Origin of the sequence: Kitasatospora phosalacinea (genome assembly GCF_000716545.1) — a bacterium.
In the GTDB taxonomy this organism is placed as follows: Bacteria; Actinomycetota; Actinomycetes; order Streptomycetales; family Streptomycetaceae; genus Kitasatospora; species Kitasatospora phosalacinea.
Genome location: NZ_JNWZ01000006.1, coordinates 124,917 through 141,073, shown reverse-complemented (window position 1 = coordinate 141,073; position 16,157 = coordinate 124,917). Strand labels below are relative to the sequence as shown.

Here is a 16,157-nt window from a genome sequence, read left to right as displayed (position 1 = left end):
GGACCCCGCCGCTACCGGCGGGGTTCCGGCTCCAGCAGCGCGAACTGGGCGCCGAACGGGTCCGCCAGCACCGCGGTCCGGCCCACCCCCGGCACCCGCTCCGGCGGCACCACGACGCTCCCGCCGAGACGGCGCACCTCGTCGGTGGTCAGCAGCGCGTCCGCCACCGCGAAGTGCACCAGCCAGCCCGCGTCCACCCGCGGGTGCACCCCCGCGACGCCGCCGAACTCCTCCCCGCCGTCCGCCGGGCGCAGCACCGTGTACTCCGCTCCCGGCACGTCCGACTCCCCGGTCCGCCAGTCGAACAGGCCCCGGTAGAACCGCAGCGTCCTCGGCACGTCCGAGGTGCGCAGCTCCGCCCAGCACAGCTCGCCCGGCCCGCCCACCGCCTCCAGCCCGGCCGTCCCGCCGCCCTGCCACACCGCGAACCGGCCGCCCACCGGATCGGTCAGCTGCGCGAACCGGCCCTGCCCCGGCACCTCGGTGGGCGGGACGCGGACCGTGCCGCCGGAACGCCCCACCGCCGCCGCGGCACCGGCCGCGTCCGCCGCGGCGAAGTACACCGTCCAGGCGGGCAGCGCCTCCACCTCCGTCAGCGGGCCGGTGCCCGCCACCGTCCGGCCCCCGCTGCGGAAGAAGGCGTAGCCGTTCGGGCCCGGCCGGTCCAGCGTCCAGCCGAACACCGAGCCGTAGAACAGCCCGGACTCGGCGAGGTCCGGGCTGCCCAGACCGATCCAGTTCGGCGAACCCGGCCGGAAGTCGCTGCTCACCACGGTGTGCTCCTGAGGGTGCGGGGAGGGGCCTGGGGCCAGGCTGGCACACCGGCGGAGCGGGAACGGACCGGCCGCGCCGTCAGGCCCCCGCGGCCGGCAGCGGCAGCACGTGCGCCAGCGTCTCCACCGCCTCCGGCACGCCCTCCGCCGCCACCGACGTCCGCGCGCCCCGCCCGTACAGGAACAGCACCAACTCGCCCGGCTCCCCGCGCACGGTCACCACCGGCGTCCCCCGCCGGCGCACCGAGACCTCCCGGCCGTCCGGGTGCACCAGCCGCAACGAGACCGGCGCCTTCGCGTCACCGAACCGCGCCACCGCCGGCACCCGCCGCCACAGCGCCTCCGCCAACTCCGCCCCCACCGGCTCCGGTTCGAACGGCACCGCCCGCCGGACGTCCTCCGCGTGCACGAAGAACTCCACCAGGTTCGCCGCCCCGTCCACCCCCGGCAGGTTGAACGGCGACCACGCCGGCGGCCCCGACCGGAACGACTTCACCAATCCCTCGTACCCCCGCTCCGCCACCTTCCCCTGCACCCGCTCCGTCCACCCCGCCAGCGCCCCCACCCGGATCCCCGCCGCCGCGTCCGGCCGCCCCTCCCGCACCACCAGGTGCGCCACCAAGTCCCGCGTCACCCACCCCTCGCACAACGTCGCACCCTCCGGCCCCGCCGCCGCCAACAACCGACTCAACCGGGCCCGTTCACCCTGCGCAAGACTCACCATGCGCCCAGCGTACGGGGTCAGTGCAGCGGGGCGGTCAGCTTGCGTTCCGGCTGCTGGTTGCTGACCGTCACGGTGCAGCTGGCATCCCGGTAACCCTGCTGGTAGTACTTCGTCAGAGGAACGATCGGGCTGTTGTTGTACAGGTCCAGGCCGCCCCGCTGTTTCTGCACGCCCAGCAGCGAAGGGGTGCAGAGGTCCAACAGGGCCTTGTTGATCGAACGGTCGTCGGTCAGGCCGTCGGGCATCACGACGGTGGCGGTGGTCTCGGCGTCGTGCGGCTGGTCGCACGGAACGACGGTGCTGTCCTTCACCTCGCTCATCCACGGCATCAGCAGGCACGTGCCCGGCGGGTAGAACGGGTACGGGTACGTCTTCGACGGGCTGGGGCTCGGGGTCGGGCTGGGGGAGGGGCTCGGCGGGGGCGGCGCCGCGGCCGGCTGCTCCGGGTCGGGCCACAGCAGCAGCACCGCCGCCGCCACGACGACGAGCGCGGCCACCAGGCCCGCCAGGAACGCCTTCTGTCGTCCACTCATGCCAACCCCCCCGGGATCCACCGCCATTCTGAGGGCACAACAGCTGCCACGTCAGTCCTTTTCGGACATTGGTTTGCTCATCCTTTGCATGCTGATCAGTAGGATGACCCGCCTGTCAGAGGGATGTCGCAGAGAGGTAACTGCCATGGGGGACAGCGGGTTTCAGGTCGAGCCCAGTGCGCTCGACCGGTACTCGTCGCTGCTGGCCGAGCAGGCTGAGCAGTTGGGCCGGATCGCGGAGGCCACTGCCGCGATCACCATCTCGTCGGACGCGTTCGGCCACCTGCCGAACGCCCAGAACCTGGCGTCCGCGTACCAGGAGCACGCCGTGGCCAGCCGCGAGAACGTCGGGCTGATCGGCAGTGCGGTGGACGGCAGTTCGCAGGGGCTGGCGGGGGTGTCGCGGAACTACACCGACCACGAGGACTACGTGGTCGGCACCATGGGGGGCGGCAACCGATGAGCGGCACCACGAGGAGCGGCGGCACCACGAGGAGCGGCGGCGGCTCGTCGGGCAGGCAGCAGCAGCGGCCGACCGTGACCGACCCGCGCGAAGCCCTCGCCCGGCCGAGGCAGCCGGAGCAGGCGCCGCGTCCCGACCGCGGCGGGGCGGCGCCAGCGCCGACGGTGGGCCGCCCGGAGGAGATCCGCACCGGTTCGACCCGGCCGGCGGCTCCGCAGCAGACCCCGCACCCGGCCGCCCGGCACCCCGCTGAGGACGGGGGCGACGCGTCGGCGGAGCCGGAGGGCGCGGACCGGACGAGCTGGTTCGGCGGGATGCTGGGCGGCGCGCGGGAGGCGGCCCGGAACGCCGCCACCGACGCGGCCGGGAACTTCGGCGGCAAGGTCGGCGACTGGGCCGCGGAGCAGGTGTTCGGGCCCGCCGAGGAGCCGACCCCGCTGCTGGCGGGGGCGTTCCAGAGCGACGGGGAGGGCGTGCGGCCGGCCCCGGCGGACCAGTTGAACGGCCTCGACGACCGGGCCCCCACCCAGCCGGGGTCGGCGGCGGCGGGCTGGAGCACCCAGCCCGCCTACGTGCAGCCGGGGTTGGTCGGGGCACCGGGGGCCGCGCTGCCGAAGGGCCGCAGCGAGGCGTACGCGTGGGCCCACGCGCAGGTCGAGCAGAAGATGCAGCAGTTGGAGGAGGCGCGGCACCAGTCCCGGGGCGGCCTGAGCGGGGCGCTCGACGACCTGGTGGTGCAGGCGCTGGAGGCGTCCGGGCTGCTGGACGCGCTGGAGAAGGTCACCGGCAAGCTGGACGAGCTGAACAACGCCACGATGGAGTGGCAGGCCCAGGCGGCCGCGGTGCGGTCGGTGGCGGCGGAGCTGCGCTCGGGCGTGGCGCCGGTGGCGGAGAGCTGGTTGGGGTCGGCGAGCGACGCGTTCGGCGGTCACATGGGCGAGGTCGCGAACGCGCTCGACCAGACCGCCGAGGAGATGATGCAGACCGCGCAGATCATCAACTCGGCGGCGCAGGAGTGCGCGATGGCCGAGGGCATGGTGATCGACATCATCACCGAGGCGATCGAGTCGCTGATCGTGTCGCTGGCCGCGGAGGCGGTGCTCTCGGTCGTCACCTTCGGCGCGGCCGCGCTGGTCGGCGCGCTGCTCGACGAGGCGGAGATCGGCGTCTTCGTCGCTCGGGTGGGCCGGGTGTCGACCAAGCTGGCGAAGGCGCTGGAGGAGTTGCTGAAGGCGCTGCAGGAGATGGGGCGGGCGGTGAAGGCGACCCGGAACCTCAACGACGTCCGCAACGTGATGGAGAAGATGAAGACGGTCGAGACGACCTTCGACAACCTCCGCAAGCTGGAGGAGGGCGAGAGCAGGGCCGCCCGGATCGCCCAGAAGCTCGACGAGAAGGTCACCCAGAAGGCCACCTCCTGGGGGGAGGACCGGCTCAAGGAGGGGTTGGGCATCGACGAGGACGAGCGCGGCGGGATCGAGCGCGGCGACGGCACCGTCAAGGGCGACCTCAAGGCGGCCGGGAAGACGGCGCTCGGGGCCGCCCGGGACGCCTGGAAGAGCGACACCAACCAGGACGCGATCAAGCAGGAGTTCCTGAACGACATCGGGCTGGAACAGGAGCCGGACCCCTACCGGGTGGACCGCTCGCGGATCCGGACGGCGTTCGGCTGAGCACCCGGCCGGGCCGCCGGGCCCAGACGTCGTTCGGGGTGTCCGGGCGCAGCCACCGGCTGCCGACGGGCAGTTCGATCAGCGGGGTGGCCCGGTGCCCGGCGGCGGCGGACCGCCCGGTAGGCGCGCCGGGTCAGCGAGAGGCCGTGGGGGCGACGCCCGTAGCGGCCCGGTCCGAAGACCTCGACGACCCACCGCGGCGGGAAGTACGGCCGGAGGCCGCGCCGCAGCGATTTGCGGAAGTTCGTCGCCCGGACGAGCGGAGCGAAACCGGCGGAGCAAACCGGCGGCGCGAACGGTGTCGCGGTCCCGCCGGAGCGGCAGCAGGCGGTCGAGTTCCACCGCCCACGTGCCGATCGTCGGCTCGCCCGGATACAGGTACTGGCCTGCGGTTCGCTGGGGCCGGTAATTCCCGTGAGCGACCGCCGGAAGCGGTTGTGGCCGATAGGCGCTCATTAGACGAATCCCCCCGTTTACCAATGCGGTTCGGTTTTCGGCGGGGATCAACCCACCGGTGGGGAAGTGATTCCGAGAGGGGCGGCGAGACGGTCGGGCGCCCTGTTCGGGCCTGCGAGAATGGGGCCATGTCGACCACTCCCGCCGCCCCCGGCAGCACCGCACTGGATCCGGCGATCGCCGCCCGTCTCAAGCGCACCCCGGACGGCCTGCTGCCCGCCGTCGCCCAGCAGTACGACACCGGCGAGGTGCTGATGCTCGGCTGGATGGACGACGAGGCGCTGCACCGCACGCTGACCACCGGCCGCTGCACGTACTGGAGCCGCAGCCGCGCCGAGTACTGGGTGAAGGGCGACACCTCGGGCCACGTCCAGCACGTCAAGCAGGTCGCCCTGGACTGCGACGGGGACACCCTGCTGGTCAAGGTCGACCAGGTCGGCGCGGCCTGCCACACCGGCGACCGGACCTGCTTCGACGCCGACGTGCTGCCGCTCGCCGAGTAGCCTTTCCCCGACCAGATCTCCCTCCCATCCGATCGGTGTCCCATGGAACTTGAGGCTTTCCGCACGCTCGCCGCCGACACCCGGGTCATCCCGGTCACCCGCAGGCTCCTGGCGGACGGCCTCACCCCGATCGGCGTGTACCGCAGCCTCGCCGCCGAGCGGCCCGGCACTTTCCTGCTGGAGTCCGCCGAGCAGGGCCGCAGCTGGGCCAGGTACTCGTTCGTCGGGGTGCGCTCCGGCGCGGTCCTCACCGTCGGCCCGGACGGCGGCGCCCGCTGGCTCGGCGAGCCCCCCGTCGGCATCCCCACCGCCGGCGACCCGCTGGAGGTGCTGCGCGCCACCCTCGCCGCCCTGCACACCCCCCGGCACCCGGACGACGGCCTCCCGCCGCTCACCGGCGGCCTGGTCGGCTACCTCGGCTACGACGTGGTGCGCCGCCTGGAGAAGCTTCCGAACCTCACCCCGGACGACCTGGGGCTGCCCGAGCTGACCCTGCTGCTCACCACCGACCTGGCCGTCCTCGACCACGTCGACGGCACCGTGCTGCTGATCGCCAACGCGGTCAACCACAACGACCTGGCCACCGGCGTCGACGAGGCGCACGCGGACGCCGTCGCCCGCCTCGACGCGATGGAGGCCGACCTGCGCCGCCCCGTCGACCCCGGCCTGGCCACGTACACCCCGACCGCGGTCGACGCGCACTCGCCGTTCGGCGGCGAGCCCTACCGCAAGGCCGTCGAGGTGGTGAAGGAGCGGATCCGGGCCGGCGAAGCCTTCCAGGTCGTCCCCTCGCAGCGCTTCGAGGCGCCCTGCCAGGCCTCCGCGCTCGACGTCTACCGCGTCCTGCGCACCACCAACCCCAGCCCGTACATGTACCTGTTCCGCTTCCCCGGCCCGGACGGCGGCGCGGAGGGCGGCTTCGACGTGGTCGGCTCCAGCCCCGAAGCACTGGTCAAGGTCGCCGGCGGCGAAGCCATGCTGCACCCCATCGCCGGCACCCGGCACCGCGGCGCCACCCCGCACGAGGACGCCGAACTCGCCGCCGAACTGCTCGCCGACCCCAAGGAGCGGGCCGAGCACCTGATGCTGGTCGACCTCGGCCGCAACGACCTCGGCCGGGTCTGCGCGCCCGGCTCGGTCGAGGTGGTGGAGTTCATGACCGTCGAGCGCTACAGCCACGTCATGCACATCGTCTCCACCGTCACCGGCCAGGTCGCCGAGGGCCGCAGCGCGTTCGATGTCCTCACCGCCTGCTTCCCGGCCGGCACCCTCTCCGGCGCGCCCAAGCCGCGCGCCATGCAGATCATCGAGGAACTCGAACCCACCCGCCGCGGCCTGTACGGCGGCTGCGTCGGCTACCTGGACTTCGCCGGCGACTCCGACACGGCGATCGCCATCCGCACCGCGGTGATCCGCGGCGGGACGGCGTACGTCCAGGCGGGCGCGGGCGTGGTCGCCGACTCCGACCCGCACGCGGAGGACACCGAGTGCCGCAACAAGGCGGCGGCGGTGCTCAGGGCGGTCGCCACCGCGAACACCCTCCGCTGAGGCACCCGCCGCGCCCTGCCCGTCCACCCACCCGTGCGCCTACCACCGGGCCGGACCCGGCTCCGCCGGAGGAACGGGCGGGGCGGACCGCCGGCTGCGCCGGGCGGGGGCTGTGGGTTGATGGATCGCTGCGCGGGTCCGGCTCCGGCCCCGACCCCGGCCCCGGAGGGGCTTGGCCCGGCTGTGCCCCGCTTGGTTTCCGACCCCCGGCTGCGCCGGGCGGAGGGGCGCGGATGTGGCTCGCTGCGCGGGTCCGGCTCCGGCCCCGATGGGGTTCGGTCCGTCTGTGCCTCGCTCTGCCTCCGACCCCCGGCTGCGCCGGCCGTGCCGGGCGGTGGGGGCGTGGTCTTCCGGTCGGAGCCGGTGCTGTTCCGGCTGTCGCGCGTGCCCGCCGCTCGGGCCCGGCCGTGCCGGGCGGTGGGGCGGGGGTCGGGGGTGGGGTGAGGTCGGGGACACTGGGGGGGTGAGTGAGACGTCTGCTTCGCCTTCCGGTGGGTCCCCTGCTTCGACATCCCGTGGCACGTTGGGGCTGATGCTGCTGTTGACCGCGGTCGGGGCCGCCCTGGTGCTGACCGCGGTGGGGCGGACCTGGGCGGAGGGGGTGGCGCTCGGGATGGGGGGCAGCCGGGTCGCGGTGAGCGCGAGCGGGAGCAGGCTGACCGCGCTGCCGACCGGGATGGCGCTGGTGGCGATGGCGGCGGCGGTCGCGGTGTTCGCGGTGCGCGGCCGGGCGCGGGTGCTGGTGGGGGCGTTGACGGTGCTGGCGGGGGCGGGTGCGGTCGCGGGAGCGGTGATCGGGTACACCGACACCGCGGGCCTGCACTCCGTCGCGGCCGGGCAGCTCGCGCTGAGCAGCGGCCGGGCCGAGGAGATCACCAGGACGGCCTGGCCGTGGGTGGCGCTGGTGGGCGGGGTGCTGCTGGTGGCGGCGGGCGCGGTGACGGCGCGTTTCGGCAGCGGTTGGCCCGCCATGGGCTCGCGGTACGAGGCGCCGACCCGCAGGGCCCCGGTGCGGGCGGACAGCCCGTCCGACCTGTGGAAGGCGCTGGACCGGGGCGAGGACCCGACGGGCTGAGTGTGCTCGGCACCACGGTCGACCCGGCTTGGGGCCGCCGTGTTCGGCCCGGCACAATGGAGGGGTCAACCCGTCGAGCGCCGCCCAGGACCGCCCGACCGGGCCCCGGAGAAACAAGGAGCACCAACAAGATGGCTGCAGCAGCGCACGGCCACACCCCCGCCGCGTGGACCGGCGTGGTCATTGCTTTCGTCGGCTTCTGCGTGTCCGGCGTCGCGATGATCATTCCGAACGTCGTGCTGGTCATCGCGGGCCTCGCCGTGGTTCTGATCGGTGGCGTGGTCGGCAAGGCCATGTCGATGGCGGGCATGGGCAAGCAGCCCAGCAAGAACTTCGCCCCGGCCCCCACCGAGGAGCGCAGCGCGGTCGCCGCGGGCTGACCCGGCGGAGAGCGACGGACCGGACGGCGGGCCTGGGGCCCGCCGTCCGGCGTTTGCGGGTGCGGGCGGCCCGGGGGAGCGGCCCGGCGTTTCGGTGCGGGCGGCGCGCGGCCGGGCGGGGGCACAATCGTCCCCGTGAACGCTCCCGCCGCCCCGCAACCGGCCGTCCCGTCCCCCGTCGGCGGGGGGTCGGCGGTGCGCCGGCTGCTGCGCCCGCTGGCCGCGCTGACCGCGGTGGCGCTGCCGACGGCCTTCGTCGCCCTGGTGGATCCGAACGAGCCCGGGCACTACCCGGCGTGCCCGCTGCTGCGGGCGACGGGCTGGTGGTGTCCGGGGTGCGGCGGGCTGCGCTGCGTGCACGCGCTGGCCAGGGGGGACGTGCCGACGGCGGCGCACGACAACCTGCTGGTGGTGGCGCTGGCGCTGGTGCTGGCGGTGCTGTGGCTGGGCTGGGTGGTGGGGGCGGTGCGCGGCCGGCCGGTCCGGCGGCCGCGGCCGACGGCCCGGCGGGTGGGGGCGCTGCTCCTGGTGGTGCTGCTGTTCGCGGTGGTGCGGAACCTGCCGGTCGGCGCGGGGTTGGCTCCGCCCGGGGTGTGAGCGGGGGGCGCGGGCGGTCCACCGGGGGTCCGCTGGGCGAGACGCGCGCCGGGTTGATGCGGAGTGCGCCCCCGCCGCCCGATACCATCGAACTGCCGGGGCCGCGTTCGCCGTTCCCGGCCTCACCACCGAAACCCGATGGGGGCGCACGCGTGACTGTGCTCGACGAGATCATCGACGGGGTCCGGCAGGACCTCGCCGAGCGACAGGCCCGGGTCTCCCTGGACGAGCTCAAGGAGCTCGCCGCCAAGGCGCCCGAGGCGAAGGACGGCGTGGCCGCGCTGCGCGGCGACGGTGTCCGGGTGATCTGCGAGGTCAAGCGCTCCAGCCCGTCCAAGGGCGCGTTGGCGGCGATCGCCGACCCGGCCGCGCTGGCGGCCGACTACGCGGCCGGCGGTGCCGCCGCGATCAGCGTGCTCACCGAGCAGCGCCGCTTCGGCGGTTCGCTGGCCGACCTGGACGCGGTGCGCGCGGCCGTGCCCACTCCGATCCTGCGCAAGGACTTCATCGTCACCGCCTACCAGCTGTGGGAGGCCCGCGCGCACGGCGCGGACCTGGCGCTGCTGATCGTCGCCGCGCTGGATCAGCCGGCCCTGGTCTCGCTGATCGAGCGGGCCGAGTCGATCGGCCTGACTCCGCTGGTCGAGGTGCACGACGAGGAGGAGATCGCCCGCGCGGTGGACGCCGGCGCCCGGATCATCGGCGTCAACGCCCGCAACCTGAAGACCCTGGAGGTCGACCGGAACACCTTCGGCAACGTGGTGGACGCCATCCCGGCGCACATCGTGAAGGTCGCCGAGTCCGGGGTGCGCGGGCCGCACGACCTGATCACCTACGCCAACCAGGGCGCCGACGCGGTGCTGGTCGGCGAGTCCCTGGTCACCGGCCGGGACCCGAAGGCCGCGGTCGCCGACCTGGTCGCCGCCGGGGCGCACCCGGCGCTGCGCAACAACGGGCGGGGCTGAGCCTCCGCCGTGTCGATCGCCTCCCGTCTCGCCCCCGGCTGCCGCCCGCGCGGCTGCCGCGCGCCCGCACGCCGGGCGCTGGGGCGGCGGGTGCGCTACGTGATCGGCTGCGAGCCCGGACAGGTCCCCGGACGCCGATGGCGCGGCCCCCGCGGCTGACCACCCGCCGCGCGTTCCACGTCCACGCCGTCAATCCTTCATCCGAGGACGGATCATGTCCGAGCACCACCTTCCGGGCACCCAGGTGCCCACCGCGCACATCCCCGACGCCCGCGGCTACTTCGGCGCCTACGGCGGCCGCTTCATCCCGGAGGCGCTGGTCGCCGCCGTGGAGCAGGTCGCCGAGGAGTACGAGAAGGCCAAGAACGACCCGGCGTTCGCCGCCGAGCTGGACGCCCTGCTCAAGGACTACACCGGCCGGCCGAGCCCGCTGACCGACGTCCACCGGTTCTCCGCGGAGGCCGGCGGGGCGCGGGTCCTGCTCAAGCGCGAGGACCTCAACCACACCGGCTCGCACAAGATCAACAACGTGCTGGGCCAGGCGCTGCTGACCCGCCGGATGGGCAAGACCCGGATCATCGCCGAGACCGGCGCCGGCCAGCACGGCGTGGCCACCGCCACCGCCTGCGCGCTGTTCGGCTTCGACTGCACCATCTACATGGGCGAGGTCGACACCCGGCGGCAGGCGCTGAACGTGGCCCGGATGCGGATGCTGGGCGCCGAGGTGATCCCGGTGACCTCCGGCAGCCGCACCCTGAAGGACGCCATCAACGAGGCGTTCCGCGACTGGGTCGCCAACGTCGACTCCACCCACTACCTGTTCGGCACGGTGGCCGGTCCGCACCCGTTCCCGATGATGGTGCGCGACTTCCACCGCGTCATCGGCGTCGAGGCCCGGCAGCAGGTGCTGGACCGCACCGGGAGGCTGCCGGACGCGGTGGTGGCCTGCGTCGGCGGCGGCTCCAACGCGATGGGCATCTTCCACGAGTTCATCCCGGACGCGGGCGTCCGCCTGATCGGCTGCGAGGCGGCCGGCGAGGGCGCCGAGACCCCCAAGCACGCCGCCACCCTGACCAAGGGCGACCCGGGCGTGCTGCACGGTTCGCGCACCTACGTGCTGCAGGACGAGGACGGCCAGACCATCGAGTCGCACTCGATCTCGGCCGGCCTGGACTACCCGGGCGTCGGCCCGGAGCACGCCTGGCTGAAGGACACCGGACGGGCCGAGTACCGCCCGGTGACCGACCGCGCCGCGATGGAGGCGCTGCGGCTGCTGTCCCGCACCGAGGGCATCATCCCGGCCATCGAGTCCGCGCACGCCCTGGCCGGCGCGCTCGAACTCGGCCGCGAGCTCGGCCCGGAGGCGACCGTCCTGGTCTCGCTCTCCGGCCGCGGCGACAAGGACATGCACACCGCCGCCGAGTACTTCGGCCTCTACGACGCCGAAGGGACCAACTGACCATGGCCGACACCAAGCTCACCGCCGCCCTGGCCGCCGCGAAGGCCGAGGGCCGGGCGGCCCTGATCGGCTACCTGCCGGCCGGCTTCCCGACCGTGGACGGCGGCATCGCCGCGATCAACGCGCTGATCGAGGGCGGCTGCGACGCCGTCGAGGTCGGCCTGCCGCACTCGGACCCGGTGCTGGACGGCGCGGTGATCCAGACCGCCGACGACATCGCGCTGCGCGGCGGGGTGAAGATCAAGGACGTGCTGCGCACCGTCGCCGAGGTCGCGGCGGCCCACCCGGCCGTGCCGGTCCTGGTGATGACGTACTGGAACCCGGTGGACCGCTACGGCACGGCCCGGTTCGCCGCCGACCTGGCCGCGGCCGGGGGAGCGGGCTGCATCCTGCCGGACCTGCCGGTGGAGGAGTCCGAGGAGTGGCGCAAGGCCGCCGCCGAGCACGGTCTGGACACCGTGTTCGTGGTCGCCCCGTCCTCCCGGGACCACCGGCTGGCCGAGGTCACCGCGGCCGGCTCCGGCTTCGTGTACGCGGCCGCGGTGATGGGCGTCACCGGCACCCGGGCGGCCGTCGGCAACCTGGCCGAGGACCTGGCGGCCCGCACCCGCGCCACCACCGCGCTGCCGGTCTGCGTCGGCCTGGGCGTCTCCAACGCCGACCAGGCCGCCGAGGTCGCCGCCTTCGCGGACGGCGTGATCGTCGGCTCGGCGTTCGTCCAGCGCCTGCTGGACGCCGGTCGGACCGAGGACGGCGTGGCCGCGGTCCGCGCGCTCGCGGGCGAGCTGGCCGAGGGCGTCCGCCGCGCGTAGGACGCCAGGCAGCCAGGCAGGACCTGAGGGCCGTCCGGGGAGCAACTTCCGCTCCCCGGACGGCCCTTCGCGTTGCGCGACCGGCAAGACCGGCAAGACCGGCAAGACCGGCAAGACCGGCAAGGCCGACCGGGGCGGGGCCTACTCCGGCAGGGTGAAAAACCGGCGGGCGCGGGTGCTGCCCGGCGGGTCGACGGCGTTGGACCCTCCGGTGGTTCGTCGGCGAAAGGGCATCCGGATGGCGCGGGTTCACCGGGCGGTGCTGCTGCGGGCGCTGGCGGCCGGCCTGGCGCTGGCCGCCGCGCTGGCCGGAAGCGGGGACGTGGAGCGGGAGTTGGCCCGCCGGGGGGCCGAGCGGGCGGTGCTGTGCCGGCAGTTGGAGGCGGGCTGCGACGTGCCGGGACGATGATCCGGAAAATCGGACGTATGACCGTTTAAGGTCGCTCAAACGGCTTAACTCGCCAATGTGGAGGAACCACCCGCCATCCCCTACGGTTCATCAGGCAGGAAACGGTGGACGCGTCCGAGGGGGAACTTGATGGCCAGTCAGCAGGCCGACCGGGGCCGGGTGGGCGGGCTGCGCCGGGCGGTGGACGGCACGGCGGCCGAGTGGTTCGGGCTGGCGGTGCGGCTGGGCCTGGCGGTGGTGTGGGGCTGGGCGGGCCTGGCCAAGGTCTCCGACCCGGCGGAGGCGGCGCAGGCGGTGCGGGCCTACGAGATCCTGCCCGAGTCGCTGGTGAAGCCGGTCGGCTGGGGCCTGCCGTTCCTGGAGCTGGCGCTGGCGCTGCTGCTGGCGCTCGGCCTCGGGACCAGGATCGTCGCGGTCGTCTCGGCCGTGCTGCTGCTGGTGTTCATCGCCGGCATCTCCTCCGCGTGGACGCGCGGCATCTCGATCGACTGCGGCTGCTTCGGTGGCGGCGGCGCGGTGGACGAGTCGCAGACCAAGTACCTGCAGGAGATCCTGCGCGACTCCGGGTTCCTGCTGCTGTCGGCGTGGCTGGTCTACCGCCCCCGCACCAGGCTCTCGATGGACGCCTGGCTGGCGGCCTGACACCGCCGCCCCCGTCCCCGTCCCCGCACCGTTCCGCCGCCCGGCACCGACCCGATCCGACGATCCGACCCCTGGACTGGCAAGAGCACCCCATGAGCGAGAAGAACCGAGAAGGCAAGCGCAACGCCCGGGACAAGATGAAGGAGGCCCGGGCGGCCGAGGAGGCCAAGGCGCGGCGGAACAAGAAGCTGGCGGTCGGCGGCGTGGTGGCCGTGGTGATCGCCGCCGCCGTGGTGGTCGGCGTGGTGGTGCAGAACCAGCGCTCCAAGCCGGAGACCCCCACCGCCGCCCCGGCCGGCACCGTCGGCGACAAGAACCTGGTCATCCCGGTCGGCGCCGCCAACGCCCCGTCCACGCTGACGGTCTACGAGGACCCGCGCTGCCCGGCCTGCGGCAGTTTCGAGCGGACCTTCTCGCCGACCGTCGACCAGCTGGAGGACGCCGGCAAGATCGTCGTCAACTACCACATCGTCTCGTTCATCGACCGCTCGCTGGGCGGCAGCGGCTCCAAGTACGGCGCCAACGCGCTGGGCTGCGCGCAGGACGCCGGGCACTTCCGCGACTACCACGACGTGCTCTACCGCAACCAGCCGGAGGAGACCGAGGACTCCTTCGGCAGCAAGCAGACCCTGATCGACCTGGCCAAGCAGGTCCCCGGGCTGGACACCCCGGAGTTCCAGGCGTGCGTCAACGACAACGAGTTCGGCGGCTGGGTCTCTGCGGTGCAGCAGGACTTCGACAAGTCCAGCTACAAGTCGACCCCGACGGTGCTGCTGAACGGCGAGGCGGTCTACCCGAAGAAGGGCGACGAGCAGATCAGCCCGGAGAACCTGGTGAAGTGGGTGGACGCGGCCAACCAGGGCAAGGAGCTCGGCACCCCCGGCTCCAACGGCCAGAGCCCCGCGCCCAGCTCGACCGCCGCCGAGTCCAACAACCCGCCCTCGCCCTGACCGGCGGCCGCCGCGTGACGCTACCGTGACCCGCTCCGGTGCCGGTGTGGCCGGTGGGACACGGTAGCGTCGAGAGTGCCATGGATCTCGCATACATTCCGAGCCCGTCGCGGGGCGTCCTCAACCTGGGGCCCGTCCCGCTGCGCGCCTACGCCTTTTGCATCATCATCGGTGTCGTCGTGGCCGTGTGGCTGGGCAGCAGGCGCTGGGTCGCCCGCGGCGGCGGCCGGCACACGGTCGGTGACATCGCGGTCTGGGCGGTGCCGTTCGGCCTGGTCGGCGGTCGGCTCTACCACGTCATCACCGACAACCAGCTGTACTTCGGCGAGGGCAAGCACCCGATCGACGCGCTGAAGATCTGGGAGGGCGGCCTCGGCATCTGGGGAGCCATCGCCCTCGGCGCGGTCGGCGCCTGGATCGGCGCCCGCCGCCGCGGCGTCCCGCTGCCCGCCTACGCCGACGCGATCGCCCCCGGCATCGTGCTCGCCCAGGCCTGCGGCCGCTGGGGCAACTGGTTCAACCAGGAGCTGTACGGTCGGGAGACCACCCTGCCCTGGGGCCTGAAGATCGACAAGACGCTGGCGGACGGCACCGTCGTCCAGGGCGTCTACCACCCGACCTTCCTGTACGAGTCGATCTGGTGCGTGCTGGTCGCGGTCCTGGTCATCTGGGCCGACCGGCGCTTCACCCTCGGCCACGGCCGGGCCTTCTGGCTGTACGTGGCGGCCTACACCTTCGGCCGGTTCTGGACCGAGTGGCTGCGGATCGACGAGGCGCACCGCTTCTTCGGCCTGCGCCTGAACGACTGGACCGCGATCCTGGTCTTCCTCGGCGCGATCGTCGCCTTCGTGCTCTCCGCCAGGCTCCGCCCCGGCCGCGAGGACCCGGACTCGATCGACCCGCAGGCCACGAAGGAGCGCGCCGAGACCGAGGCCGCCGCCGACGCCGCCGAGCCGGCCAGCGAGTCGGCCGCCGAGCCGGAGCGGCCGGAGGACGCCGCGGACACCCCCGCGAAGCTCTCGAAGGACGCCGAGAAGCGCTCCTGAGCGAGACCGCTCGACCCCGTCGGGGCCGCCACCGCCGAGACCGGCGGAGGCGGCCCCAACTGCCTTTGGGCAGGCTTACTTTGCTGGAAAGCGGCAGGTCAAAACGGGTACGTTCGAGAGGCCCGGCAACCCGGCCGACGCGCGGCCCGGGGGGATCCGCCGCGCCCGGAAGGGGAGCCGCCAGCATGAGCACCGTCACCGCAGGCCCGCAGACCGACAGCCCGCAGCCCCGGATACCCGACGCCGACCACCACCGGGACGTCAACGGCGGCTGGCTGCGCCCGGCCGTGTTCGGCGCGATGGACGGCCTGGTCTCCAACTTCGCGCTGATGACCGGCGTGGTCGGCGGCGCGGCCGCCCCGAGCACCGTGGTGCTCACCGGCCTGGCCGGCCTGGCGGCCGGCGCGTTCTCCATGGCGGCCGGCGAGTACACCTCGGTGGCCTCCCAGCGCGAGCTGGTGGAGGCCGAGTTGGAGGCCGAGCGGATCGAGCTGCGGCGCAACCCGCAGGGCGAGCTGGCCGAGCTGGCCCAGCTGTACGTGGCCAAGGGCGTCGACCCGGAGCTGGCCCACGAGGTGGCCCGGCAGCTGTCCGCCGACCCGGAGACCACGCTGGCCGTGCACGCCCGGGAAGAGCTCGGCGTCGACCCGGACGACCTGCCCTCGCCGCTGGTGGCCGCGTTCTCCTCGTTCGGCTGCTTCGCGCTCGGCGCGCTGCTGCCGGTGCTGCCCTACCTGCTGGGCGCGACCACGCTGTGGCCGGCCGCCCTGCTGGCGGTGCTCGGCCTGTTCGGCTGCGGCGCGGTGGTGGCCCGGGTGACGGCCCGCAGCTGGTGGTTCTCCGGCCTGCGGCAACTGGTGCTGGGCGGGGCCGCGGCGGGCGTCACCTACCTGCTGGGACGGCTGATCGGCGGAGCCGTCGGCTGACCCGCCGCCCGGCCCGTCACCCGGCCGTCGTCCGGCCCTCATCCGAACAGCCTTGTACGAAAATCCAGACCTCTGTATAGTTATGCCATGGAACGCGTGATGTTCCGCACATGGGCCTGAGCCTGCGCCTTGCCCTAGTCTCGACATCCGGCTGTCGACCCCCGAAATCAAAAGCGGGGGCGGCGTCGACTTCGAAGATTCCCAGGTGGAACGGCCGAGACGT

Annotated in this window: 19 protein-coding genes; 16 read left to right on the top strand and 3 right to left on the bottom strand. The window is 73.9% G+C overall.

Annotated features, from left to right (window positions below; genetic code table 11):
• Nucleotides 1–11 precede the first annotated feature (11 nt).
• The 3 genes from OO48_RS04905 to OO48_RS04895 all read right to left on the bottom strand — a co-directional run bounded on the left by OO48_RS04905 (nucleotide 12) and on the right by OO48_RS04895 (nucleotide 2,030).
• The gene (locus tag OO48_RS04905; protein ID WP_051731738.1) at nucleotides 12–770 is read right to left on the bottom strand and encodes a VOC family protein; all 759 of its coding nucleotides are present in this window, start codon (nucleotides 768–770) and stop codon (nucleotides 12–14) included.
• 82 nt (nucleotides 771–852) lie between these two features.
• Nucleotides 853–1,497 (bottom strand): TIGR03085 family metal-binding protein, encoded by a 645-nt coding sequence (locus tag OO48_RS04900; protein WP_033213051.1) that lies wholly within the window; start codon nucleotides 1,495–1,497, stop codon nucleotides 853–855.
• A 17-nt stretch (nucleotides 1,498–1,514) separates the two neighbouring features.
• Nucleotides 1,515–2,030: a septum formation family protein gene (locus tag OO48_RS04895; RefSeq protein ID WP_033213050.1), complete on the bottom strand. Its 516-nt coding sequence runs from the start codon at nucleotides 2,028–2,030 to the stop codon at nucleotides 1,515–1,517.
• A 145-nt stretch (nucleotides 2,031–2,175) separates the two neighbouring features.
• Here OO48_RS04895 and OO48_RS04890 point away from each other — a divergent pair, with 145 nt between their 5' ends.
• The 16 genes from OO48_RS04890 (at nucleotide 2,176) to OO48_RS04825 (ending at nucleotide 15,934) form a co-directional block, all read left to right on the top strand.
• Nucleotides 2,176–2,493: a hypothetical protein gene (locus OO48_RS04890; protein WP_033213049.1), complete on the top strand. Its 318-nt coding sequence runs from the start codon at nucleotides 2,176–2,178 to the stop codon at nucleotides 2,491–2,493.
• Nucleotides 2,490–4,166 (top strand): WXG100 family type VII secretion target, encoded by a 1,677-nt coding sequence (locus OO48_RS04885; protein WP_033213048.1) that lies wholly within the window; start codon nucleotides 2,490–2,492, stop codon nucleotides 4,164–4,166. The genes OO48_RS04890 and OO48_RS04885 overlap by 4 nt, the downstream gene beginning before the upstream one ends.
• Nucleotides 4,167–4,750: 584 nt before the next feature.
• Complete coding sequence (gene hisI, locus OO48_RS04880; protein ID WP_033213125.1) at nucleotides 4,751–5,125, top strand: phosphoribosyl-AMP cyclohydrolase; 375 nt, start codon at nucleotides 4,751–4,753, stop codon at nucleotides 5,123–5,125.
• Between the two features lie 42 nt (nucleotides 5,126–5,167).
• A complete protein-coding gene (locus OO48_RS04875) occupies nucleotides 5,168–6,673 on the top strand; it encodes an anthranilate synthase component I (protein WP_033213047.1) in 1,506 nt (501 codons plus the stop codon).
• A gap of 532 nt (nucleotides 6,674–7,205) precedes the next feature.
• Nucleotides 7,206–7,748 carry a TIGR02234 family membrane protein gene (locus tag OO48_RS04870; RefSeq protein ID WP_081951915.1) on the top strand — a complete coding sequence of 181 codons (543 nt, stop codon included), beginning with the start codon at nucleotides 7,206–7,208 and terminating at the stop codon, nucleotides 7,746–7,748.
• Nucleotides 7,749–7,879: 131 nt separating this feature from the next.
• On the top strand, nucleotides 7,880–8,128 hold the full coding sequence (locus tag OO48_RS04865; protein ID WP_033213045.1) for an HGxxPAAW family protein: 249 nt from the start codon (nucleotides 7,880–7,882) through the stop codon (nucleotides 8,126–8,128).
• Between the two features lie 135 nt (nucleotides 8,129–8,263).
• Nucleotides 8,264–8,725 (top strand): DUF2752 domain-containing protein, encoded by a 462-nt coding sequence (locus OO48_RS04860; protein WP_063830610.1) that lies wholly within the window; start codon nucleotides 8,264–8,266, stop codon nucleotides 8,723–8,725.
• Between the two features lie 152 nt (nucleotides 8,726–8,877).
• Nucleotides 8,878–9,690, top strand: coding sequence for an indole-3-glycerol phosphate synthase TrpC (gene trpC / locus OO48_RS04855; protein WP_033213044.1), 813 nt, complete (start codon nucleotides 8,878–8,880; stop codon nucleotides 9,688–9,690).
• Nucleotides 9,691–9,699: 9 nt separating this feature from the next.
• On the top strand, nucleotides 9,700–9,849 hold the full coding sequence (gene trpM / locus OO48_RS41115; RefSeq protein WP_425338504.1) for a tryptophan biosynthesis modulator TrpM: 150 nt from the start codon (nucleotides 9,700–9,702) through the stop codon (nucleotides 9,847–9,849).
• Nucleotides 9,850–9,901: 52 nt separating this feature from the next.
• Nucleotides 9,902–11,149 (top strand): tryptophan synthase subunit beta, encoded by a 1,248-nt coding sequence (gene trpB, locus OO48_RS04850; RefSeq protein ID WP_033213043.1) that lies wholly within the window; start codon nucleotides 9,902–9,904, stop codon nucleotides 11,147–11,149.
• 2 nt (nucleotides 11,150–11,151) lie between these two features.
• Nucleotides 11,152–11,961 (top strand): tryptophan synthase subunit alpha, encoded by an 810-nt coding sequence (trpA, locus tag OO48_RS04845; protein WP_033213041.1) that lies wholly within the window; start codon nucleotides 11,152–11,154, stop codon nucleotides 11,959–11,961.
• A 238-nt stretch (nucleotides 11,962–12,199) separates the two neighbouring features.
• The gene (locus tag OO48_RS38065) at nucleotides 12,200–12,370 is read left to right on the top strand and encodes a hypothetical protein (protein ID WP_157845379.1); all 171 of its coding nucleotides are present in this window, start codon (nucleotides 12,200–12,202) and stop codon (nucleotides 12,368–12,370) included.
• A 129-nt stretch (nucleotides 12,371–12,499) separates the two neighbouring features.
• Entirely contained in the window at nucleotides 12,500–13,012 is a 513-nt protein-coding gene (locus OO48_RS04840; RefSeq protein ID WP_209439432.1) for a MauE/DoxX family redox-associated membrane protein, read from the top strand.
• A gap of 92 nt (nucleotides 13,013–13,104) precedes the next feature.
• Nucleotides 13,105–13,962 carry a DsbA family protein gene (locus OO48_RS04835; RefSeq protein WP_033213040.1) on the top strand — a complete coding sequence of 286 codons (858 nt, stop codon included), beginning with the start codon at nucleotides 13,105–13,107 and terminating at the stop codon, nucleotides 13,960–13,962.
• A gap of 80 nt (nucleotides 13,963–14,042) precedes the next feature.
• Entirely contained in the window at nucleotides 14,043–15,008 is a 966-nt protein-coding gene (gene lgt, locus OO48_RS04830) for a prolipoprotein diacylglyceryl transferase (RefSeq protein ID WP_033213039.1), read from the top strand.
• 185 nt (nucleotides 15,009–15,193) lie between these two features.
• Nucleotides 15,194–15,934 carry a VIT1/CCC1 transporter family protein gene (locus tag OO48_RS04825; RefSeq protein ID WP_033213038.1) on the top strand — a complete coding sequence of 247 codons (741 nt, stop codon included), beginning with the start codon at nucleotides 15,194–15,196 and terminating at the stop codon, nucleotides 15,932–15,934.
• Nucleotides 15,935–16,157: the final 223 nt, after the last annotated feature.

Bases quoted from the DNA above. Each gene is read 5' to 3' on its own strand.
- OO48_RS04900 (WP_033213051.1), bottom strand. From the start codon at position 1,497: ATGGTGAGTCTTGCGCAGGGTGAACGGGCCCGGTTGAGTCGGTTGTTG.
- OO48_RS04895 (WP_033213050.1), bottom strand. From the start codon at position 2,030: ATGAGTGGACGACAGAAGGCGTTCCTGGCGGGCCTGGTGGCCGCGCTC.
- OO48_RS04890 (WP_033213049.1), top strand. From the start codon at position 2,176: ATGGGGGACAGCGGGTTTCAGGTCGAGCCCAGTGCGCTCGACCGGTAC.
- OO48_RS04885 (WP_033213048.1), top strand. From the start codon at position 2,490: ATGAGCGGCACCACGAGGAGCGGCGGCACCACGAGGAGCGGCGGCGGC.
- hisI (WP_033213125.1), top strand. From the start codon at position 4,751: ATGTCGACCACTCCCGCCGCCCCCGGCAGCACCGCACTGGATCCGGCG.
- OO48_RS04875 (WP_033213047.1), top strand. From the start codon at position 5,168: ATGGAACTTGAGGCTTTCCGCACGCTCGCCGCCGACACCCGGGTCATC.
- OO48_RS04870 (WP_081951915.1), top strand. From the start codon at position 7,206: ATGCTGCTGTTGACCGCGGTCGGGGCCGCCCTGGTGCTGACCGCGGTG.
- OO48_RS04865 (WP_033213045.1), top strand. From the start codon at position 7,880: ATGGCTGCAGCAGCGCACGGCCACACCCCCGCCGCGTGGACCGGCGTG.
- trpA (WP_033213041.1), top strand. From the start codon at position 11,152: ATGGCCGACACCAAGCTCACCGCCGCCCTGGCCGCCGCGAAGGCCGAG.
- OO48_RS38065 (WP_157845379.1), top strand. From the start codon at position 12,200: ATGGCGCGGGTTCACCGGGCGGTGCTGCTGCGGGCGCTGGCGGCCGGC.
- OO48_RS04840 (WP_209439432.1), top strand. From the start codon at position 12,500: ATGGCCAGTCAGCAGGCCGACCGGGGCCGGGTGGGCGGGCTGCGCCGG.
- OO48_RS04835 (WP_033213040.1), top strand. From the start codon at position 13,105: ATGAGCGAGAAGAACCGAGAAGGCAAGCGCAACGCCCGGGACAAGATG.
- lgt (WP_033213039.1), top strand. From the start codon at position 14,043: ATGGATCTCGCATACATTCCGAGCCCGTCGCGGGGCGTCCTCAACCTG.
- OO48_RS04825 (WP_033213038.1), top strand. From the start codon at position 15,194: ATGAGCACCGTCACCGCAGGCCCGCAGACCGACAGCCCGCAGCCCCGG.